At 70.5% G+C, this 21,077-nt stretch carries 22 protein-coding genes and 1 tRNA gene; 15 read left to right on the forward strand and 8 right to left on the reverse strand.

Annotation, left to right across the window (positions count from 1 at the left end):
• Positions 1-3: 3 nt before the first annotated feature.
• Positions 4-79, forward strand: a tRNA-Lys gene (locus J3A75_RS02460).
• Between the two features lie 1,361 nt (positions 80-1,440).
• On the forward strand, positions 1,441-1,722 hold the full coding sequence (locus J3A75_RS02465; protein WP_071000606.1) for a hypothetical protein: 282 nt from the start codon (positions 1,441-1,443) through the stop codon (positions 1,720-1,722).
• Positions 1,723-1,794: 72 nt separating this feature from the next.
• Here J3A75_RS02465 and J3A75_RS02470 read toward each other — a convergent pair whose 3' ends face one another.
• Positions 1,795-2,733, reverse strand: a complete 939-nt coding sequence (locus tag J3A75_RS02470) for an alginate O-acetyltransferase AlgX-related protein (protein ID WP_244413164.1) — start codon at positions 2,731-2,733, stop codon at positions 1,795-1,797.
• Between the two features lie 251 nt (positions 2,734-2,984).
• On the opposite strand from J3A75_RS02470, the gene J3A75_RS02475 reads away from it, so the two are divergent.
• The gene (locus tag J3A75_RS02475; RefSeq protein WP_024827990.1) at positions 2,985-3,164 is read left to right on the forward strand and encodes a hypothetical protein; all 180 of its coding nucleotides are present in this window, start codon (positions 2,985-2,987) and stop codon (positions 3,162-3,164) included.
• Positions 3,165-3,182: 18 nt separating this feature from the next.
• Here the strand turns inward: J3A75_RS02475 and J3A75_RS02480 are convergent, their stop codons facing one another.
• Entirely contained in the window at positions 3,183-3,473 is a 291-nt protein-coding gene (locus J3A75_RS02480) for a PilZ domain-containing protein (protein ID WP_012322508.1), read from the reverse strand.
• Positions 3,474-3,889: 416 nt separating this feature from the next.
• On the opposite strand from J3A75_RS02480, the gene J3A75_RS02485 reads away from it, so the two are divergent.
• Positions 3,890-4,933: a hypothetical protein gene (locus J3A75_RS02485; RefSeq protein ID WP_029360115.1), complete on the forward strand. Its 1,044-nt coding sequence runs from the start codon at positions 3,890-3,892 to the stop codon at positions 4,931-4,933.
• Positions 4,934-4,948: 15 nt separating this feature from the next.
• On the opposite strand, the gene J3A75_RS02490 is transcribed toward J3A75_RS02485, so the two are convergent.
• On the reverse strand, positions 4,949-5,290 hold the full coding sequence (locus J3A75_RS02490) for a hypothetical protein (protein ID WP_024827988.1): 342 nt from the start codon (positions 5,288-5,290) through the stop codon (positions 4,949-4,951).
• 83 nt (positions 5,291-5,373) lie between these two features.
• Positions 5,374-6,237: a formyltransferase family protein gene (locus J3A75_RS02495; protein ID WP_043075114.1), complete on the reverse strand. Its 864-nt coding sequence runs from the start codon at positions 6,235-6,237 to the stop codon at positions 5,374-5,376.
• A 218-nt stretch (positions 6,238-6,455) separates the two neighbouring features.
• Here J3A75_RS02495 and J3A75_RS02500 point away from each other — a divergent pair, with 218 nt between their 5' ends.
• Complete coding sequence (locus J3A75_RS02500) at positions 6,456-8,060, forward strand: cryptochrome/photolyase family protein (RefSeq protein ID WP_012322513.1); 1,605 nt, start codon at positions 6,456-6,458, stop codon at positions 8,058-8,060.
• Here the strand turns inward: J3A75_RS02500 and bcsS are convergent.
• Positions 8,027-8,752: a cellulose biosynthesis protein BcsS gene (gene bcsS, locus J3A75_RS02505; RefSeq protein WP_052516991.1), complete on the reverse strand. Its 726-nt coding sequence runs from the start codon at positions 8,750-8,752 to the stop codon at positions 8,027-8,029. The genes J3A75_RS02500 and bcsS overlap by 34 nt on opposite strands.
• Positions 8,753-9,045: 293 nt before the next feature.
• Here bcsS and J3A75_RS02510 point away from each other — a divergent pair, with 293 nt between their 5' ends.
• Positions 9,046-9,648, forward strand: a complete 603-nt coding sequence (locus J3A75_RS02510) for an exopolysaccharide biosynthesis protein (RefSeq protein ID WP_210383480.1) — start codon at positions 9,046-9,048, stop codon at positions 9,646-9,648.
• Between the two features lie 7 nt (positions 9,649-9,655).
• Here J3A75_RS02510 and ldtR read toward each other — a convergent pair whose 3' ends face one another.
• Positions 9,656-10,168: a transcriptional regulator LdtR gene (ldtR, locus tag J3A75_RS02515; RefSeq protein WP_024827984.1), complete on the reverse strand. Its 513-nt coding sequence runs from the start codon at positions 10,166-10,168 to the stop codon at positions 9,656-9,658.
• 160 nt (positions 10,169-10,328) lie between these two features.
• Positions 10,329-10,787, reverse strand: a complete 459-nt coding sequence (locus tag J3A75_RS02520) for a DUF6163 family protein (RefSeq protein WP_012322517.1) — start codon at positions 10,785-10,787, stop codon at positions 10,329-10,331.
• Positions 10,788-11,011: 224 nt separating this feature from the next.
• On the opposite strand from J3A75_RS02520, the gene hemB reads away from it, so the two are divergent.
• The 9 genes from hemB to J3A75_RS02565 all read left to right on the forward strand — a co-directional run bounded on the left by hemB (position 11,012) and on the right by J3A75_RS02565 (position 19,883).
• On the forward strand, positions 11,012-12,070 hold the full coding sequence (hemB, locus tag J3A75_RS02525; protein ID WP_024827983.1) for a porphobilinogen synthase: 1,059 nt from the start codon (positions 11,012-11,014) through the stop codon (positions 12,068-12,070).
• Complete coding sequence (locus J3A75_RS02530; protein ID WP_012322519.1) at positions 12,067-12,435, forward strand: hypothetical protein; 369 nt, start codon at positions 12,067-12,069, stop codon at positions 12,433-12,435. The genes hemB and J3A75_RS02530 overlap by 4 nt, the downstream gene beginning before the upstream one ends.
• Before the next feature lie 88 nt (positions 12,436-12,523).
• On the forward strand, positions 12,524-13,012 hold the full coding sequence (locus J3A75_RS02535) for an RDD family protein (protein ID WP_012322520.1): 489 nt from the start codon (positions 12,524-12,526) through the stop codon (positions 13,010-13,012).
• Positions 13,013-13,136: 124 nt separating this feature from the next.
• Positions 13,137-13,883 carry an arginyltransferase gene (locus J3A75_RS02540; RefSeq protein WP_024827982.1) on the forward strand — a complete coding sequence of 249 codons (747 nt, stop codon included), beginning with the start codon at positions 13,137-13,139 and terminating at the stop codon, positions 13,881-13,883.
• Between the two features lie 118 nt (positions 13,884-14,001).
• On the forward strand, positions 14,002-15,309 hold the full coding sequence (gene purB, locus J3A75_RS02545) for an adenylosuccinate lyase (protein WP_071000608.1): 1,308 nt from the start codon (positions 14,002-14,004) through the stop codon (positions 15,307-15,309).
• 80 nt (positions 15,310-15,389) lie between these two features.
• Positions 15,390-16,247, forward strand: a complete 858-nt coding sequence (locus J3A75_RS02550; protein WP_012322523.1) for a D-amino-acid transaminase — start codon at positions 15,390-15,392, stop codon at positions 16,245-16,247.
• Between the two features lie 113 nt (positions 16,248-16,360).
• Positions 16,361-16,663 (forward strand): hypothetical protein, encoded by a 303-nt coding sequence (locus tag J3A75_RS02555; RefSeq protein ID WP_071000609.1) that lies wholly within the window; start codon positions 16,361-16,363, stop codon positions 16,661-16,663.
• Between the two features lie 157 nt (positions 16,664-16,820).
• Positions 16,821-18,113 carry an adenylosuccinate synthase gene (locus tag J3A75_RS02560; RefSeq protein WP_012322525.1) on the forward strand — a complete coding sequence of 431 codons (1,293 nt, stop codon included), beginning with the start codon at positions 16,821-16,823 and terminating at the stop codon, positions 18,111-18,113.
• Positions 18,114-18,392: 279 nt separating this feature from the next.
• Positions 18,393-19,883: a hypothetical protein gene (locus J3A75_RS02565; protein ID WP_059409950.1), complete on the forward strand. Its 1,491-nt coding sequence runs from the start codon at positions 18,393-18,395 to the stop codon at positions 19,881-19,883.
• Between the two features lie 91 nt (positions 19,884-19,974).
• Here J3A75_RS02565 and rpoH read toward each other — a convergent pair whose 3' ends face one another.
• The gene (gene rpoH, locus J3A75_RS02570) at positions 19,975-20,868 is read right to left on the reverse strand and encodes an RNA polymerase sigma factor RpoH (protein WP_012322527.1); all 894 of its coding nucleotides are present in this window, start codon (positions 20,866-20,868) and stop codon (positions 19,975-19,977) included.
• Between the last annotated feature and the right edge of the window lie 209 nt (positions 20,869-21,077).

The raw sequence follows: 21,077 nt of genomic DNA on the forward strand, positions 1-21,077 counted from the left end.
CGCGAGCGCGTAGCTCAGCTGGTAGAGCAACGGACTTTTAATCTGTAGGTCCTGGGTTCGAGTCCCAGCGCGCTCACCATTCTGCCAGCACGATCTGTTTCTCAGAGTGGCCCGACAATTCGCTGCTGCCCCGCGCGAAGCCTGGGGTGCACGCGGGTAGCACTGATCGGCACAGGACAGCCCTGGCCCGCGACAGCGCCGGCCTGCCATCGATGATCGCCCCCTGACAGAGCCCGCCACCATACTCATGGGCGGCGTCGCGTATCGGCTCGGGTCTCGCGCGGGTGAGAACAGGTTCGCCCGCTTGTGAGGAGATCTGACCGGGGCGGAGCGCTTCACCTGCCGAGCGACGGACCACCGGAGGTGCCGCCAGTCCCAGGCGGCCCGCTTGTGGGCGTGCCGCCGATGTTCACGCCCGGCGTGGTGCCGGGCACGGGGGTGTTGCTAGAGTTGGCCTCGTTGCCGCGAGTGAACGGTCTCGGGCCAAGATCTCGAGCGCCAGGAGGCGCCCCACCAGTGCTGGTCGGGGGTCTCACCCCGGTGTTGCCGGCACCTCCCGTGACTACCTGGGCTGCGGCGGGGCCCGCCAGGACGAGACTGAGAGCGCCGGCGAGCGCCATCGTGGTGCGGTTCATGCGATTGTCCATGCTGCTGCTGCGGCACTGGAACGGCCGAGGTGTCGCGAAGTTCGACTGGGCTCGAACGAAGGCATGATGGTGGGGCAGGACCTCAGCGCCACCACGTTGCCGGGATCGTCAGCGGGCGCGGGCAGATGGCGTCTCTGCCCGGACCGCCGCCCTGATCCGCGGACTCGGACCGCCGGCTCGGGCTCCGGCTGCTGCCGGCCGATGTGACCGCTGTCCACCGAGGAGACCCTGCCGCCCCGCACGGATGCGACTTGCGAGCGGCTGGCTGACGCCACAGCGACGTGCGATCCCGCGACCGCAGCTCGATCACGCGACGCCTGTCGGCAATCGCGCGGCGCACGCCGTCATCGAAGTCGGCCCCGGCACTGTGCAGGATGACAGCGCGCAGGCCGTCCTGGCGCGCCGCACGGGAGTTCGCCGAGGCCCGCCTGAAGTCTGCCGCTTCGCGGTCGAAACCTATGCCATCGCTTGGACGAGCGTGAGGAGGGTTGATGCGACAGCCAGGGCCCCGACGAGGGCGAAGGTGGCGAGGATGAATGCGTGCATCGGTGCTGCTTCCCGTGCGTCCGCGTCGACGCGGCGGTCCAGACATGCCCGATGCACAAGGGTGCCGCAGTGTCACGGCGCACGGACGGCTAATATCGAGCTCTCGTGTATCAGTCCCGGCGCGCTCACTAAATCCTCGACCGTCGTTCCCGACAGCCGGCGCGGTCACCCCTCCGCCCGCACGAAGATCGGAACCCCTGGTTGCGCTTTGGGTTGGGCTCCCAACGCAACTGCGAAGGAGTCACCGATGCGGAAGCTCGCTCTCATCTCAGCCGTCACCCTGTCCCTCGGCGCGCTCGGCGCCACCGGCGCCCAGGCGCAGGGCTATGGCTACGGCGGCCATCACGGCTACGGCTACGGCCGCGGCTACGATCGCGGTTACGGCCACCGGCGCGATTTCGGCTATCGCCGGCACCGCGGCCTGTCGACCGGGGCCGCGATCGGCCTCGGTATCGCGGGCGCGGCCGCCGGCGCTGCCGCGGCGGGCGCCTTCGATCGGGGCCCGGGCTACTACGGCCGCGGCTACTGAGCCGTCGCGGTCTGACGGAGCAGAGTTCCGCCGCCACCGCGGCGGGACTCTCCTTTATGAGGGCAGCCTGGCTCAGCGCAGCCAGCGCCGGATCCGCTCCCGCAGTGTCGGGCGGACCGCCCGCCGCGCCCGCGCCGCGGCGAAGCGATCGATCCGGATCCGGTCATTCGGAACCTGCCGCAGGAACCGCTCAGCGATCTCGAAGATCACGATGTCCGGCCGGACCTCCTCGACGTAGGCCCAATCGATGTTCGCCGACCAGATCGCGTGGATTTCCCCGAAGGTCTCGGCCAGCATCGCGGTGAGGCGGGCCCCCGGGCTGTAGATGTAGGAATCGCCGAACAGCACCACGCGCCGCGGATCCGGCGCTTCCTTGTTCTGAAGGACGACGCGGGATCCGACGAACAGCCCGCGCGGACGCGCGGCCCGTCCCGATTCCCGTACCGCCACAAGCGCGTTCGCCTCGATCCGCGCCGCGCGGCGCGGGAAATCGTAGGCGACGTACGCCTCATCGACCGGGGGAACGAGCTTCTCGCCGAGGTCGAAGGTGAAGCGCTCGGTCACGCTGGTTCCGGCGAAGACGTGCGCGGCCGCCGGCGCGTCCAGCGCCTCGCAGAGCGCGCGGTACGCCGTCAGGTAGCCCCGGTAGGTCCAGTGCGTGTCCGTACGCAAGTAGACCGGCTCCTCGCCCCGCGTTTTCAGGAGCGGCGTCTGCAGGTCGACCATCGGTGCCCCGCTGTCGCCGGCAACCAGCCGGGCGAGCCGGACCCCGGGCGGATCGTCGAGCCCCGGGAAGGGGCGGCCGAGGAGGTCCGGATAGATCGCGAGCTTGTCGGGGACGACGGTGTGGACGTGCCGGATCCCGAGGGCGTCCAGGCGGCGCGCCCGCCGCCCGATGAGCCGCGTCCAGCGCTTCAGGATCCGTCGTGACCTCGCAGTCTCGCCGTAGAAAGCTTCGACCTCGCGGGCGCGTCCGACCCAGTAGAGCCAGCCATCGTGTCCCACGGCCACGCCGTTGCCGCTCGTCCTCAAAGCTCCAGGCCTCCCACTGCCCGCGACAATCCCCGTCGATGACGCTGGACGTCCCGCCTCGACGGATCCGCGCGGGATTGCAACCCCTTCGCCGCGGGAGGGGCGGACACGCCGCGGCGCACGGCCTTTTTCACCCGCGGACCGACCTCCCGGTGAAACTTTATGGCCGCGCCGCGGGTACTTCCGTCATGCGCACCACTCCGCGCGGCGTCGCGAAAAAGGGCCGGTCCATGTCCGCGCTTGTCACGTTCATCGGCTGCGGCCTCGTTCTCGCGGGGTTCGCAGCCGAGAAGTTCGCCGAGCATCGCTGGCTCGCGGCGAGCCGGCCCGCGCCGCTCGACACCCTCGCGGTTCTGGCCCTGGCACTGCCGGCCGTCGGGCTCACGCTGATGGCGACGCTCGCGGTCTGAGCGCACGGGACTCCCGTCTCACACCGCGTCGCCGCAGAACAGGACGCCGACCGTCCGCTCCTTGCGCCAGACGAGCTGGACCGCGTAGCGCATCTCCGCGCTCGCCAGCACAAGGTCGAACACGTCCTCCAGCAGCACCGCCTGGGAACCGAGGAATTCGAGCATCGCGCCGCGATCGGAGATGTTCTTGACCTGGCAGGGAAAACGCGCGCCGTCCCGGTTCTGCGCGAAGGCCAGCAGGGCGGTGGGCTTCCGGTCGGAAGCCCGGCGTTCCACGAAGGCGGCAGCGGGGCTGGCGTTGCGGGACACGGCCGAGGTTCCTGCCCAGGTCGGCCGGTATGGCGCGATATCAGTAAAAATGCACCGGATTCGCTAACATGTTATTGATAATCGGTCGCAGCGCCGAGAGATGGCAAGTCGCGTCCGGTTTATAAGATCGATCTCAGGTAATCACCGCCGGTCTTCTCTCGGCGGCCCTTCGCCCGCCTTGATGAACCGGCCGATCAGGAGGCCGAGCGGGATCGACACCAGGAACCATGTGCGCAGGAATCGCAGGGTGGTCATCGGCTCCCTCCGGCAGCGTTGCGAGTGTCGCATCCGCGGCCGTGCGCGACCATCCGGGGCCGGCGTCGCCGATGCGATCCTGAAACCTATCTGGTCCCGCGGGCGGCCTCTGCCAGTGGGTTCCCGGGCGGGGCCGCGTTGAGAGGACATCGGAGACGATCATGCGCAACCGCCCCGGCACGGCCCTGCTGGCGTCCGTCGCGATCGGCCTGCCGACGCTCGCCGCTGCGGAGGCGCCGGTTCCACCGCCCCGCGCCGCACCCGCGACCGATCCGGCTTCCGCGACGCAGCCTTGGCCGCCGAACTTCTCCCGCAGCGTGCAAGGGACCGGGGTGCCCGGCCTGGACGGCGGCCACGTCTTCCTCTGGAACAGGCCGCAGGGCTTCGATCCGGTCTCGACCCTGCGGGTCGACCGGCACGTGCCGGAAGGGTCGGGCGAGGCGACCCACACCTACAAGGCGCTCTGGGCGCTCGGCTCTACCGGCCCGCACAATGCCGGCTACGAGTGGACGATCACGGGCGAACTGCACAACCGCGCCCTCGCCAGCACCGGGGCGCAGAACGTCGCCGTCAACGGCACGATCTTCAAGGAACCCAACGGTCTGGGGCCGGTCGGGCCGTCGTGGGCCGGAAACTTCAACTGTGTCGACATGACCGACGAGGCCGATCCGGTGGCCTCCTGCATCGGCGCCGAGATCGACGTCTCGGCGCAGTCGCCGACCACGGACCGCAATCGGCAGCGGGTCGGTCTGCAGATCTCCACCGGCGGGGTGCCCGGCGCCCATACCGGCTACGGGATCCTGATGGGCAACCTCACCGGCTCGATCACCGACCGGGCGATCTCGTTCCAGGGAGAGGGCACCTACGGCATCGGGATCGACGCCGCCGCCGCGCGCTTCACCGGTGTCCCGATGCTGCTCGCGGCCGGACAGGCGATCGGGCTCGACGGCAATCGCGAGGGCGGCTTCTCCCGCAGCCTCGGCTTCGACGGGCGCGATCTGGTTTACGGCACGGGGGCGGGGCCGGTCGTGCGCGTGACCGATAGCGGTCGGATCGAGGCCGCCTCCCTCCGCGAGAGCCTGCCGCTGCCGCCCGCGAGCAGCCGCGCGCCCTGTACCCCCGGAGACCATGCCTGGGACGAGGCCTACGAGTACCGGTGCGTCGCGCCCGACCGCTGGAAGCGTGCGACGCTCAGCGACTGGTGAGCACCCCGCCCGTCGTCAGCGGTCGAGGATGCGCACCACCGCGCGGGTGTCGGGGTCGACGACCACGATCTTGTCGCCGGGCGCGACGAAGTAGCCGAAGCGGCGCAGGCGCGGATTCGGGGCGTCCGTGAAGGGCGCGAGCCGCACGTCGGGCGGCACGATGCTGCCCGGCCGCAGTGGGATCGATCCGACGATCGGTCCGGGCCCGACTGGCCGGCGGACGATGTAGTCGCGCACCACGACGTCGTCGTCGGGGCCGAACTCGTCGGGTGTGACGATCACCGCCTGCGCGAAGGCGGAGCCGGTGAACAGCGCGGCAAACCCGAGGGCTGCGGCGAGGCTGGCGCGGGTCGACATGGCGGACTCCCGTGATGCCCGGGCGCGAATCGCCGGGCCGCCGGAAACATCAGCGTCCGCGCTTCGGTTCCCGCCCCGGCCGGTCAGCGGCCGATCTGCCCGGCCTCCGCGAGGGGGACCGGCGACCAGCGGGTCAGCTGAACGTACCCGTCGAGGGCCGCCACCACGACGTGGCGGCGGTGGCGGTGCACCACCGCGCCTGGCGTGTGCGCGTGGCGCTCCTGCCACCCGTGCGCCTCCGCCACGAAGACCCGGGCGTCCCCGAGCCGCGCGATCGTCTCGACCGTGCCGAAGGCCCGCACCCGGCGCAGGACCGTCTCGACGTCCTGCCGGAAATCGAGCGTCCGGTCGGTATCGGTGGCGCGCGGCCAGTAGGAGCCGTCCCCCTGCGGCTCGGAGCGACGCCAGCGGTTGGGCAGCTCCCGGCCGAGGGGACCGGCCGCGAGGCGGCGCGCCGCCATCTGGCACTTTGCGAGCAGCGTCTCGTGGCTCTCGCGCGAGCTCAGGGCGAAGATCTCCTGTGCCAGGATATCGCCGGTGTCGAAGCCGTCGGCCAGCACGTGGGCGGTGACGCCCCAGGTCTCGTAGCGGTCGAGCACGGCCCGGAACAGCGGGTAGGGGCCCCGGCCCGTGGGCAGGGGAGAGGGGTGGAAGTTGAGGCCGTAGGCGGCGCGGCCCTTCCAGCCCTTGATGAGCCAGGGATAGCCCGCGACCACGAGCGCCCAGTCCCGGCCGTGCTCGGCCTGCAGCGCCTCGATGTCCCGCTCGCGGATCCGCGACAGCTGGATCGGCAGCTTCAGGGACCGGGCGCGGGCGACGATGACCTCGTTGTGGTCGTAGACCCCGTCGCAGGGGCGCGTGAACAGCTTCACCGGCGTCCAGCCGGCGTCGAGCAGCCCCTCGAAGACCCCGCCGAGGAAGTCGATGCCGGCGAACGCGAACTTCATGCTTGCCGCCTGCGACCTTGTGCACGTGGAGGGCGCGGATCCGCCGCCTGCCCGGCGGCGTCCCCGGCCTTACCTTGATTGGGCCGATGACGGTGGCAAGGGGGGACAGCGTGGTTCGGGTGAGCATCGACGGCTCGACCGGAGAGATCGGCCGCGCCGCGACCCGCGCCCGCGCCGCGAATGGCTGCCGCTCCGCCCTTCACGGCGCGGGCTGAAGCATGGCCGGGAAACGCCGCGGCAGTGCCGCAACGGCCGGAACGCTGCGCTTCGTCCTCGGCGATCAGCTGACCCGCCGGGTGTCGAGCCTCGTCGACCTCGATCCCGAGCGCGACGTGGTCCTGATCGTCGAGGTCCGGGACGAGGCGACCTATGTCCGCCATCACAAGCAGAAGATCGCCTTCCTGTTCGCCGCTATGCGCCACTTCGCGGCCGAGCTCGAGGCGGAGGGCCTCGCGGTCGACTACGTCCGCCTGACCGACGCGGGCAACACCGGCAGCTTCACCGGCGAGCTGGAGCGCGCCGTGGCGCGCCACCGGCCGGATCGAGTCGTGGTCACCGAGCCGGGCGAGTGGCGGGTCTGGGAGATGATGCAGGACTGGCGCGAGACCCTGGCAATCCCGGTCGAGATCCGCGCCGACAACCGCTTCCTGTGCCCGCGGGAGGATTTCTCTCGCTGGGCGGAGGGCCGGCATCATCTGCGGATGGAGACCTTCTACCGGGGCATGCGGCGCAGGACCGGCCTCCTGATGGACGACGACGAGCCCGCGGGGGGGCGCTGGAACTACGATCCCGAGAACCGCAAGCGCCTGCCCAAGGGCCAGCAACCGCCGGACCGGATCGGCTTCCAGCCCGATGCCGTGACGCGCCAAGTCATCGCCCTCGTTGAGGCGGAGTTCGGCGACCATTTCGGAGATCTCACCGGCTTCTCCTGGCCGGTGACCCGGGCCGATGCCCTCGCGGCGCTCCGGCACTTCCTGGCCGACGCCCTGCCGACCTTCGGCGACTATCAGGACGCGATGAAGACCGGCGCGCCGTTCCTGTACCACGCGCTCCTGTCGCCCGCCCTCAACGCCGGGCTGCTCACCGCCGAGGAGGTGTGCTGGGCCGCCGAGCGCGCCTACCGCGACGGTGTGGCGCCGCTCCACTGCGTCGAGGGCTTCATCCGGCAGATCCTCGGCTGGCGGGAATACGTGCGCGGGCTCTACTGGGCGCGGATGCCCGGGTACCGGGACAGCAACGCCCTCGGCGCGGGCCGCGACCTGCCGTGGTTCTACTGGTCAGGCGAGACGGCGCTGAACTGCGTCGCGCAGGTCGTCGGCGAGACGCGCGCCCACGCCTACGCCCACCATATCCAGCGCCTCATGGTGACCGGCAACTTCGCCCTCATCGCCGGCCTCGATCCGGCGCAGGTGGAGGAATGGTACCTGATCGTGTTCGCGGACGCCTACGAATGGGTCGAGCTGCCCAACGTCCACGGTATGGTGCTGTGGGCCGACGGCGGCGTGATGGGCTCCAAGCCCTACGCGGCCTCGGGCGCCTACATCGACCGGATGTCCGACTACTGCGCGTCGTGCGCGTACGACGTGAAGGTCAAAGCCGGGCCTGAGGCCTGTCCGTTCAATTATCTCTACTGGAACTTCCTCATCGAGAACGAGGAACGGCTGGCGGGCAATCAGCGCATGGCCATGCCGTACCGCACGCTCCGCGGCCTGAGCGACAGGCGCCGCGCCGAGATCCGCCGCGACGCAGCCGCATTCCTCGACTCACTTCAGGCCCGCCCCGGACCCGATCAGAGCGGCGACCAGACCGACAGGGTCAGGTAGGGGCAGGCCCGGCCCCGGCCCCTCTCGGACTGGAGGCCCGCCGACGCCCGGAAGTTGTACCGGCCGAGAGCGAAGTCGGTGCCGTGCAGGCCGAGGCTCCACTTCGCGTAGCCGCTCCCGTCCGCGTAGAGCGCGGCCTCGGGTCCCAGATAGGTCTCCCACAGCCGGTAGCCCCAAGCGAGGCGCGCCCACAGGCTGTCGCGGGCCGATCCCGCGACGGCACTCGCCTGCAGCAGCGTCGCCTCGGTCGGGCGTGCCCAGACCTCGCCGTGAAGTCGGAGGCCGTAGCGCGTCGGCAAGGCATCGAACTGCGGCCCCGCGATCAGCATCTCCCGCGCGGTCTCGGGCCCGGCGAAGGCCGCGACCGCGCCCCAGTCGAAGAACCACTGGTATCCGGCGAGGGCGGCGGCGGCGACGGTGTAGCGCGCGCGCGGGCCGTCCGGACCGCGCTCGGTGCGCCGTCCGCCGCCGACGCTCGCCAGCGCGGCGAACCCGTCCTGTTCGAGGGACGTGAGGCCGGCTTTCGCGCCGACGGTGAGGAATGTGTCGCTGCCCGCGTCGAGACTCCCGAACAGCAGCGTGTCGATCTCGCCGGCGCCGACCGGGCTCGTAGATCCGACCAGGCCCGAGAGCAGCGTCGCGAGGACGGGGCCGCAAAGAGCAAGCTTCGGGGCGGGGCGCTGGCTCGACACAGTCGATCCTCCGGCATCGAAGGATAGCGGTAAGATAAAATTAACTGTGTTGCACCTGGCGTCGCGTCGTTGTCCCCGGTTTTGTCCTGTCTGATCACGATCGACTGCCGGTCACCTTGAGCGATGCTGTCAGAGAACGCGCGAAGCGTCGCGCGATGCTTGCCGGATCCTCGCGGGCACGCGGCTGCTAGCCCGCCCGGCGGGCGCCATCGCGCTGTCGCGAATCTGCCGTGCTTGGCGTGCCAGATGATCTCGGCTAGAGCCCCCGCGGGAAAGCGAAGGTTGGCAGATCCTTGACCTCCGGTGCACGAACGTCGGACGTCCTCACCGTGCTGGCGAGCCAGGAGGGCGAGCGCCTCACCGTGGGCGACATCGTCGCGGTCCTGCGGGACCGTGCCTTCGCGCTGCTCGTGGTCCTGCTCGGGCTGCCGAACTGCCTGCCCATGCCGCCGCCGATCCCGCTGATCTGCGGCCTGCTCCTGCTCCTCGTGGCGATCCAGATCGCCGCCGGGATGTCGGCGCCGTGGCTGCCGCGGATGCTCCTCGGCCGGTCGATCGCCCTGGCGGATGTCCGGCGCGCCGTCACCCGCGCGGTGCCGATCCTGCGCCGCCTGGAGCGCTGGTCGCGCCCCCGCGTCAGCGTGTTCGAGACCGCGCTCGGCATGCGCGGCATGGGGATCGTGCTGCTCGCCCTGGCACTGGCGCTGATCGTGGCCGCGCCCATCGTCGGGCAGATCCCGCTGGGTCTCGCCGTCTGCCTGGTCGGGCTCGGTCTCGTCGAGCGCGACGGTCTCGTCGTGCTGGGCGGCCTCGTGATCGGGATGTTCGGCGTCGCCATCAACGCCGGCTTCGCCTACGCGGTGATCGCCGGGATCGTCGGCCTGCTGAACCTCTGAGGGCGCCTCAGAGGCGGTAGCGGATCTGGTCGGTCCAGAAGCGTTCCAGGCGGGTGAGAGCCTGGTTCAGGCGGTTGAAGTCCTCCTCCGAGATCCCGCCGATCGGCGTGATCGTCCGGGCATGCTTGTCGTACAGCCCCTGGATGATCTCGTGGACCTGGCGGCCCTTGTCGGTCAGGCTGATCCGGACGGAGCGCCGGTCGGTCTTCGAGCGGGCGTGGTGGAGGTAGCCGGCCTCGACCAGCTTCTTCACGTTGTACGAGACGTTCGAGCCCAGGTAGTAGCCCTTCGTCCGCAGCTCGCTCGCGGTCAGCTCCTTGTCGCCGATGTTGTACAGGAGCAGCGCCTGGACGCTGTTGACGTCCTCGCGGCCGCGGCGCTCGAACTCGTCCTTGATCACGTCGAGGAGCCGGCGATGCAGCCGCTCCACGAGGTGCAGCGCTTCGAGGTAGGAGCCCTTGGCGGAGGCGGCCTCCTCGGGAGCCTCGATCTGCGCGACTCGGGCGTTCTGGGTCTTCATCTCTGCCTCGCCATCCGATGATCCGGCACCCGTTCGATACGGCGCCGTTGATGATGGCTAAGCTAGGGCTCGGGAATGAAAGGCGATTTAAGCGACAGGATGAATTCGCGATTTACTCTTCGCGGTAAAGACAAACTGAATGAAGATAAGAACGGTTCGTTCACCGTGCTTCCTGCGCGGCCAGCCAGGACAGCAGGAAGTACAACGTCACGACACAGCCCCCGAATACGAGCAGCGGCACCGATAACGGCAAGAGTTGCGGTGTCAGGACCGCGAGCGTCATCGCCGAGGTGACGGCGAGCAACCAGATCACGCCGCCCCAGGCGCTCGTCAGCCACAATCCGATCGCCGCCGCCGCGTCGATCACCGCGAAGTAGACGATCGCGGACTGGCGGCCGAACGGCTCGGCCTCGAAGGGGCGGACGCCCGGCAGGACGTCGAGGATCGTCGCCCAGGCGAAGACGCTCTTAAGCAGCCAGACCAGGGCCGTGAGCCGCATGAACCAGATCAGCACCGTGTCCCACGTGCCGGGCGCCGGCCCTTGGGCGCGCTCGATGCGGTCGCTCGGGATGCCGCCCGGCCTCGGCGTCTTGCGCCGGATCGGAAGGTAGCCGGGCACTATCGAGGGCTCGCGGGCGTGAGGGGCCGGTTCATGCGGCGGTTCATGCGGGAAGGGCCGGGATCCTGATCGATCGGACGGGGGTCGCCGGGTTGAAGCGGTTCCGCCGCCCTGCGTCAACGGTCGGGTTTCGTTGCGCCAGTCCGGTGTGGTAGTCGGACGCCTCCGGCGCACGGGCGCCGCGCGATCCGCGGCGTGGTCCGCGCGAACGGTAGCGAAGCCGCATGTCAGACACCCTGCCAGAGCCGCGCCCTCTCGCCGTGGAGGCCGCCCGCGAGGGCGCCCGCGTGGAGGGTCTGAAGATCACCCAGCGTCCGCGCCGGAACCGGAAGGCCGACTGGTCGCGCCGCCTCGTCCGCGAGCACACCCTGACGGTCGACGACCTGATCTGGCCGATGTTCGTGATCGACGGCGAGGGGCGCCGCGAGCCGATCGCCTCGATGCCGGGCGTCGAGCGCCTCTCGGTGGACGAGATCGTCCGCGACGCGGAGCGCGCCGCGAAGCTCGGCATCCCGGCGGTGTCGTTCTTTCCCTACACGGAGGTGTCGCTGCGCGACCCGACCGGCTCGGAGGCGCTGAACGCCAACAACCTCGTCTGCCGGGCGGTCCGCGCCGTGAAGCGGGCCGTGCCCGAGATCGGGATCATGACCGACGTGGCCCTCGATCCTTACACGAGCCACGGTCACGACGGCCTGATGAAGGACGGCGCGATCCTCAATGACGAGACCGTGGCGGTCCTCGTCGAGCAGAGCCTGATCCAGGCCGAGGCCGGGACCGATATCATCGCCCCCTCCGACATGATGGACGGGCGCGTCGGCGCGATCCGCGCCGGCCTCGACAAGGCCGGCTTCCTCGACGTGCAGATCATGGCGTACGCGGCCAAGTATGCCAGCGCCTTCTACGGGCCGTTCCGCGACGCGATCGGCACCAAGGCGGCCCTCGTGGGCGACAAGCGCACCTACCAGATGGATCCGGGCAACTCGGCCGAAGCCCTGCGCGAGGTCCGGCTCGACCTCGACGAGGGCGCGGATTCCGTGATGGTGAAGCCGGGCCTGCCCTACCTCGACATCATCCGCCGGGTCCGGGACGAGTTCCAGGTTCCGACCTTCGCCTACCAGGTGTCGGGCGAGTACGCGATGATCGAGGCGGCGGCCCGCAACGGCTGGCTCGACGGCGACCGCGCGATGATCGAGGCGCTCCTCGCCTTCAAGCGGGCCGGGGCCGACGGTGTGCTCACCTACCACGCGCCGCGGGTCGCGGAGCGCCTGCGCAACCATCCGTGAAGCGCGGGCACCGCTGGCTCCTCGGGGCGGCGGTCGTGGTCGGCTTCTTCGGCGGCCTCGCCGCCTGTCAGGACACCCTGCGCCGGGATCGCGTCGCCACCTGCCGCCGGGCGCTCCCGGCGATCGCGCCGCGGGACGGCATCCGGCTCCTGCGCGCTGCGCCGGGGCCGTCGGCAAACTCGGTGCGGGTCGACTACGCCGACGGCAACCGGCAGCACTGGCTGACCTGCCGCTTCGATGCCGGCACGACCCTGGTCGCCCTCGCCACCGAGGCGAGCACCCTGTCCGGCCCGGCGCTCTACATGCTGAAGCGCTTCTACCTCGACACGCCCGACGCCGCGGCCGGTGACCCGGCCGGGCGCTGAGAAGCGGCCGCGCATCCGGCTCCTCTTGCGAGGCTCGCCGCCTGCACCCACCTTCACGTCCGCAGCCTCGCTTGCAGGACGCGACACCATGCAGAACCCTCAACCCGGATACGCGCAGCGCTTCGAAGCGCCCGGCTACGCCACCTCGCTGCCGATCCCGTTCGTGCGGGCGAGCCTCGGCGGCCGGACGGTCGCCTATCTCCTCGACATCGTGTTCATCTTCGGCTTCACGGCCCTGCTGACGCTGCTGATCACCGTCATCGGCGTGGTCACGTTCGGCCTCGGCTGGACCCTGTTCGCGGTCCTTCCGGCGAGCGGCATCATCTACAGCGCCATCACGGTGGGCGGGCCGAAACAGAGCACGATCGGCCAGCGGATGATGGGCCTGCGGACCGTCGCGCCCGAGAGCGGCGCTCGGGTCGACGTCGTCACGGCCGCCGTCCATGCGCTGCTGTTCTACGTGGCGATCTCGACCTTCCTGCTGTGGTGCGTCGACATCGCGTTCGGGCTGATGCGCGCCGACCGGCGCCTCGGGCACGACCTGCTCCTCGGTCTGGCCGTCGTCCACGCGCGCTGAGCGACGATTCCGGTGATGAAAATCCGACGGTGCGACCGGTCGGGCCATTGAGCCTCGGCCGGTCGCCTGTACACTGGCACGCCGGCGCCGTGAGGATGGACCCGGCGCAGGGTCTGTGAGAAGCGTGACCAGCCATCCGCGCGACACACCGCAATTCTACCTCACCGCCCCGTCGCCGTGCCCCTACCTGCCGGGGCAGGAGGAGCGGAAGGTCTTCACCCACCTGGTCGGACGGCGCGCCCGCGACCTGAACGAGATCCTGACGCAGGGCGGCTTCCGCCGCTCGCAGACCATCGCGTACCGGCCGGCCTGCGAGACGTGCCGGGCCTGCATCTCGGTCCGCGTCGTGGTCGACGAGTTCGAGCCGAGCGCCAGCCAGAGGCGCATCCTGGCGCGCGGCGCCGACTGGGTCGGCACGCCGGAACCGAACCGGCCGGCCTCGGAGCAGTACGCCCTGTTCCGCCGCTACCTCGACGCCCGGCACGGCGACGGCGGCATGGTCGACATGACCGTGCTCGATTACGCCATGATGGTCGAGGACAGCCACGTCGACACGCACTTGGTGTCGTATCGCCGGCACGGGCCGGATACGGCGATCACCGGCCGCGGCTCCGGCCCGCCGCTCGCCTTCTGCCTGACGGACGTGCTCTCCGACGGGCTGTCGATGGTCTACTCGTTCTACGACCCGGCGGAGGCCGCGCGCTCCCCTGGGACCTTCATGATCCTCGATCATATCCGCCGGGCCCGCAGGCTGGGCCTGCCGTATCTCTATCTCGGCTACTGGGTCGAGGGCTCGCGGAAGATGGACTACAAGTCCCGCTTCCGCCCGCAGGAGCGCCTGATGGGTCAGGGCTGGGTCCGGATCGACTGAGCCGCGGCCTGCCCGCGTCCACACCCGTTGCCGCCTTGACATGGCCGATGCGCATTGAGCGGCCGGGCCGGCGCATGCTACCGGCCTCGCACGCAATCCGGACCGTGCCGAGGCCCCCATGATCCCCCGCTACAGCCGCCCCGCGATGACGGCGATCTGGTCGCCCGAGAGCCGTTTCCGGATCTGGTTCGAGATCGAGGCCCACGCCACCACGGCGCTCGCCGAGATCGGCGTCGTTCCGAAGGAGGCGGCCGAGACGATCTGGAGCAAGGGCAAGGACGCGGCCTTCGACGTCGCTCGCATCGACGCGATCGAGGCGGTGACGAAGCACGACGTCATCGCCTTCCTGACCCACCTCGCCGAGATCGTCGGGCCCGAGGCGCGATTCGTCCACCAGGGCATGACCTCCTCGGACGTCCTCGACACCTGCCTCAACGTGCAGCTGGTACGCGCCGCCGACATCCTGATCGCCGACGTCGACTCGCTGCTCGCCGCCCTGAAGGCGCGGGCCTTCGAGCACAAGATGACCCCGACCATCGGCCGGTCGCACGGTATCCACGCCGAGCCGGTGACCTTCGGTCTGAAGCTCGCCCAGGCCTATGCCGAGTTCGAGCGCAACCGCCGCCGCCTCGTGGCCGCCCGCGAGGAGGTCGCCACCTGCGCGATCTCCGGCGCGGTCGGCACGTTCGCCAATATCGACCCGCGGGTGGAGCAGTACGTCGCCGAGAAGATGGGTCTGACCGGCGAGCCGGTCTCGACCCAGGTGATCCCGCGCGACCGGCACGCGATGTTCTTCGCGACCCTCGGCGTCGTCGCCTCGTCGCTGGAGCGCTTGGCGATCGAGATCCGCCACCTGCAGCGCACCGAGGTCCTGGAGGCGGAGGAGTTCTTCTCCGAGGGGCAGAAGGGTTCCTCGGCCATGCCGCACAAGCGCAACCCGGTGCTCACCGAGAACATCACGGGGCTCGCCCGGATGGTGCGCGGCTACGTCACGCCGGCCCTGGAGAACGTCGCCCTCTGGCACGAGCGCGACATCTCCCACTCGTCGGTGGAGCGGATGATCGGCCCCGACGCCACCGTCACCCTCGACTTCGCCCTGGCGCGGATGACCGGGGTGATGGAGAAGCTGCTGGTCTACCCGGCCAACATGCAGAAGAACCTCGACCGGCTCGGCGGCCTGATCCACTCGCAGCGCGTGCTGCTGGCGCTGACCCAGGCCGGGGTCTCCCGCGAGGATTCCTACCGGCTGGTCCAGCGCAACGCGATGCCGGTGTGGCGCGGCGAGGGCGATTTCCTGGCGCTGCTCAAAGCGGATCCGGAGGTCGCCGCGGCGCTCGCGCCCGAGCAGATCGAGGCGTGCTTCGATCTCGGCTACCACTTCAAGCACGTGGACACGATCTTCGGGCGGGTCTTCGGCGACCGCTGAGGGTCCCGCACGATTCCTGCTTTGGCCCGCGACCGCGGACCTGAGACCTCGGGCCCGCGACGAACACAGGACAGCTCCCCGTGACCGCTCCCCGCATCGTCTACCTCAACGGCCAGTTCCTCCCCTACGAGGAGGCGCGGGTGCCGATCATGGATCGCGGCTTCCTGTTCGCGGACGGCATCTACGAGGTCTCGGCGATCATCGACGGCAAGCTCGTCGACAACGCCGCGCACCTCGCGCGCCTCGACCGCTCGCTGGGCGAGATCGGCATCCGCAACCCGCACGACGCGGCGGGTTGGGAGCGCCTGCAGACCGAGCTCGTGGCCCGCAACGGCGTCGCCGAGGGGCTCGTCTACATGCAGGTCACCCGCGGCGTGGCCGAGCGCGACTTCGCCTTCCCGAAGGCCGGCACCGAGCCCACCGTGGTGATGTTCACCCAGGCCAAGACGGTGCTCGCCAACCCGCTCGCTGAGACCGGGGCCCGGGTGATCACCGTCGAAGACCTGCGCTGGAAGCGCCGGGACATCAAATCGGTGGCCCTGCTGGCGCAGGTCCTCGCCAAGCAGCAGGCGGCCGAGGCCGGCGTCGCCGAGGCCTGGATGATCGAGGACGGCGCGGTCACCGAGGGTTCCTCCTCCACCGCGTTCATCATCAGCCGCGACCGCGTGCTCGTGACCCGGCCGCTCTCCACGGCGCTGCTGCCGGGCATCACCCGCGCCTCGGTGCTGCGCCTCGCGCAGGAGGCCGACCTGCGGATCGAGGAGCGGCTGATCCCGGTGGACGAGGTCTACGCGGCGCAGGAGGCCTTCTACACCAGCGCCTCCGCCTTCGTGATGCCGGTCGTCGAGATCGACGGGCGCGCGATCGGCGAGGGGCGGCCGGGTGCGCTGACCCGGCGTCTGAGGGAGCTCTACATTGAGGCCGCCCGCCAGGGTTGAGGCCGTCGTATCTCGTCCACAGGCTGGGGCATCGGGCCCGACAGCCGGACAGGAACGGATCCCGTCTCCGACTGTTCCTCCCCGAATTCGTGTCTCGAACCGGGGAGGCCCTCATGCCGAAGAAGACCCTGCTCGTCGCCCTCGCGACGACCCTGGCGACGGCCGTCGCGGCGGTGCCCGTCCACGCCCAGACGACCGGACCGGCCCCGACGCCGCCCGAGCGCGTGCGCCCGAACGCGGACGCGCCGCCGCAGGACCAGTCGCTCAGCGACAAGCTCCAGAAGAACGACGGCGTGATCAAGCCGCCGGATTCCGGCACGACCGGCACGGTTGTGAAGCCGGATCAGTCGGGCTCCATGCCGGTGATCAAGCCCCACGAACTTCCCGGTCGGGACCCGGGCACCGAGGCCAAGTAGGCCGGTCGCGACGGGCCCCGGCTGGCCGCCATGCGGTCCGATCATGCGGCCCCTTGCTTGATTTCGCTGCCCGGATCGCGGAAACGGCTCACGACGTACGCCGCCTGCACCCGTGGGCGGCGCCGTCCCGGTTTCCGTCGCGGGTAAGCAGGCAGGCATGGCCAACGTCGTCGTTGTGGGCGCCCAGTGGGGCGACGAGGGCAAGGGCAAGATCGTCGACTGGCTCTCCGAGCAGGCCGACATCGTGGTCCGTTTCCAGGGCGGCCATAATGCCGGCCACACGCTCGTGATCGACGGCGTGACCTACAAGCTGGCGCTGCTGCCGTCGGGCGTGGTCCGCGGCGGCAAGCTCTCGGTCATCGGCAACGGCGTCGTGGTCGATCCCTGGCACCTGATCGATGAGATCGAGCGGATCAAGGCGCAGGGCGTGGACGTCTCGCCGTCCTCCCTGCGGATCGCCGACAACGCGACGCTGATCCTGCCGCTCCACCGCGAGCTGGACCATTTCCGCGAGACCGCCAATGCCGGGCTGAAGATCGGCACGACCAAGCGCGGCATCGGACCGGCCTACGAGGACAAGGTCGGCCGCCGCGCGATCCGCGTCGTCGACCTCGCCGACCCCGACGCGCTGCCCGCCAAGATCGAGCGCGTGCTGACCCACCACAACGCCCTCCGGCGCGGCCTCGGAATCGACGAGGTGAATGCCGAGGCGCTGCTGTCCGAGCTGAAGGCGATCGCGCCGAAGATCCTGCCGTTCGCCGACACCGTCTGGTCGCTGCTCGACGAGGAGCGCCGGGCCGGCAAGCGCATCCTGTTCGAGGGCGCGCAGGGCGCGCTGCTCGACGTCGATCACGGCACCTACCCGTTCGTGACCTCCTCCAACATCGTGGCCGCGCAGGCGGCGACGGGCTCGGGCCTCGGCCCGGGGGCGATCGGCTACGTCCTGGGCATCGCCAAGGCGTACACGACCCGCGTCGGCGAGGGGCCGTTCCCGACCGAGCTGTTCGACGAGATCGGCGAGACCATCGGCAGCCGCGGGCGGGAGTTCGGGGTCAATACCGGGCGCAAGCGCCGCTGCGGCTGGTTCGACGCCGTGCTGGTGCGCCAGACGGTCCGGACCTCCGGCATCCACGGCATCGCGCTGACCAAGCTCGATATCCTCGACGGGTTCGAGGAGATCCGCGTCTGCACCGGCTACATGCTGGACGGCCAGCCGGTCGACCATCTCCCGGCGAGCCAGGCCGCGCAGGCCCGGATCGAGCCGGTCTACGAAGTGATCCCGGGCTGGTCGGAGACGACCGCGGGCGCCCGGTCCTGGGCCGATCTGCCCGCGCAGGCGATCAAGTATGTCCGCCGGATCGAGGAGCTGATCGGGGCGCCGGTGGCTCTGCTGTCGACCTCCCCCGAGCGCGACGACACGATCCTCATGCACAACCCGTTCGAGGATTGACCCTCCGCGCGCTATCTCGTTGACGACGCGTGTTTTCGGCGGCCCTGCCTGTATCCAGTCCGCGCGGGCTTGATCTAGAACGGGCTGGCGGCCGGGCGGTCCGTATCGCGATCCGCCCGCCGCCTCGAAGGCAGCCGGCGCGCGGGCCCTGATCTCGCGCGCGGGACACGACAAACCGGCCGACGGCCGCGACCGGACCTGTCGGGCGGGCGCGGACCTCGGTCCCCGGCCTCCGACCGGCGTTGCCGGACGGCGGCCGAAGGGGCGGACCAGAGTATCATGGCCGATTACTACCCGCTTCTGGCCCGCGCGCTCGACGCGCTGCCGGACCGAACGCCCGCCCTCCGCAAGGCGGTCTACGACCGCGCGCGCAATGCCCTGATCAGCCAGCTGCGCTCCCTCGATCCGCCGCTGTCAGAGGCCGACATCGATCTCGAGCGCCGGGCGCTCGACGCGGCGATCGAGCGGCTCGAGGTCGATCACGGCGGTCTTCCGGCCCCTGCCAACGATGCCGCGCGGGCGCCCGAGAAGCCCGCACCGGCCACGGCCCCAGCTCCGACGCCCGCTGCGGCACCGGTCGTGCCCGTACCCGCCGCGCCCGAGCCGATCGTGCCCACGGCCACGGAGCCGGAGATCCCGGAGCCATCCCCCCCCGAACCGGGACCCGGACCGGTGCCGGCGCCCATCCTGCCGCCCGCGAGGCCGCCGTTCGCGGTCACGGCCCGAGAGGGTGACCGGGACCCTGAGGACGGTCCGCGCGAGCCGCCGATCCCGATCGCGCCGCCGCGTCCCGGGACGCCACCGCCGGCCGCGCCCGACGCGGCGCCGCCGGTCGCCGAGACATCAGCCACGGAGGCGCCCGCCGTCGAGGATCCGGACGCCGAGGCCGCCGAGGGCGCCGGCGGGCGTCAGCGGCCGCGGATCGAAGTGGTCCCGCCCCGGACCGGTCGGTCCCGCGTGCTGCGCAACGTCTTCGTCGGCGGCGTCCTGGCGGTGGTGATCGGCCTGATCGCCGTCGCGGCCTTCCTGCTGCGCGACAGGCCGCAGAACCTGCCGTCGAGCGGCACGGAGGCCGGGGATACGCAGCAGCCGGAGGGCGAGACCAAGTTCGGCGACCGGGTCGGCGGCGACGCCGCGCCGGCCCCGAAGGCCCCGACGCGTGTCGAGAACAGTGCGCCGCCGCGGGCAGCGGCCACGCCCGCGCCCGCCGATGCGGGCGTCGCCGTCGCGCAGAGGGCGGAACTGGTCGAGGAGGCGACGGGCGCCCAGGGCGGGCAGCCGACCGTGACGCCGGGGCGTGTGACTTGGCGGCTCGAGAGTGTGAACGGGGATCAGGGGCAGCCGGTTCAGAACGCCGTGATCGCCACCGTGACCATTCCGGATGCCGGCCTGACGCTGGTGATGACGATCCAGCGCAATCTCGACGCCACGCTGCCGGCGTCCCACACCGTCAGCTTGGCGTTCAGCCAGACCGGCAGCAACGGCGCGTCCCGCACCGTCCAGGATGTCGGGTTGCTCCAGGCCAAGGACGAGCAGAGCGCCCGCGGCTCGCCCGTCTCGGGGTTGCCCGTCCGCGTACGCGACAACCTGTTCCTGATCGGCCTGTCGTCGCTGCAGAACGACGTCGAGCGCAACACCGACCTGCTCCTGCATCGGAACTGGTTCGACATCGCACTGCGCTACACGTCCGGCCGCCGGGCGGTGCTGACCTTCGAGAAGGGCGCAGCCGGCGCCCAAGTGATGCAGAACGCGTTCGACGCCTGGCAGTGACCGCGCGGCGTCGGCATTCGTTCGAGCCCTGACCGCCGAGCCCTGACCGGGCTGGGCGAGCCCGGCGCCTCGCGAGCGCCGGGCGTGCGGGTCAGCGGGCCTCGATGCCGGTCCGGGGCAACTCGCGGGTGGCGATGTTGCGCTTGACCGCCTCCTGCACCTTCTCGAAGGCGCGAACCTCGATCTGCCGGACGCGCTCACGGGAGACGCCGAACTCGCCGGAGAGATCCTCGAGAGTGATCGGGTCCTCGGCGAGACGCCGGGCCTCGAAGATGCGGCGCTCGCGCGGGTTCAGTACGCCGAGAGCGTCCTTGAGCGCGGAGAGCCGGTTCTGGCCCTCCTGCTCCCGCGCCAGCACGGTCTCCTGGCTCGGGCTGTTGTCCACGAGCCAGTCCTGCCACTCGCCCTCGCCCTCCTCGCGCAGGGGCGCGTTGAGCGACGTGTCGCCGGACAGGCGCCGGTTCATGTCGATCACGTCCTGCTCAGGCACACCGAGGCGGGTGGCGATCTGCTTCACCTGATCGGGCTTCAGATCGCCCTCGTCGAGGGCCGAGATCTTGCCCTTCGCCTTCCGCAGATTGAAGAACAGCTTCTTCTGGTTCGCGGTCGTGCCCATCTTCACGAGGGACCACGAGCGCAGGATGTATTCCTGGATCGCCGCCTTGATCCACCACATCGCGTAGGTGGCCAAACGGAAGCCCTTGTCGGGATCGAAGCGCTTGACCGCCTGCATGAGACCGACATTGCCCTCCGACACGACCTCGCCGATCGGCAGGCCGTAGCCGCGGTAACCCATGGCGATCTTGGCCACGAGGCGGAGATGCGACGTCACGAGCCGGTGCGCGGCCTCGCGGTCGCCGGCGTCCCGCCAAGCCTTCGCCAGCGTGAACTCCTCCGACGGCTCCAGCATCGGGAACTTGCGAATCTCGTCGAGGTAGCGCGAGAGGCCACCTTCGTTGGCGAGCACGGGCAGCGTACCGGCCATGGCATTCTCCTGGACCTAATGTCCCCCTGTCGGGCGGACGCGACGGACAACAGTGCCGTCCACTCGGGCCGCTCTTGAGCCGACCCTGCCGGCCCCCCATCTCGTAAGGGACGCCGGGGAGCCGGTTGCGGTCGATGACACCCACGTCGTCAACAACGCGCCACCGGCGATTTTGGTCGTACCATGTCACGATGTGACGCGGTACGGGG

Source organism: Methylobacterium sp. PvP105 (assembly GCF_017876975.1).
GTDB classification, from domain to species: domain Bacteria; phylum Pseudomonadota; class Alphaproteobacteria; order Rhizobiales; family Beijerinckiaceae; genus Methylobacterium; species Methylobacterium radiotolerans.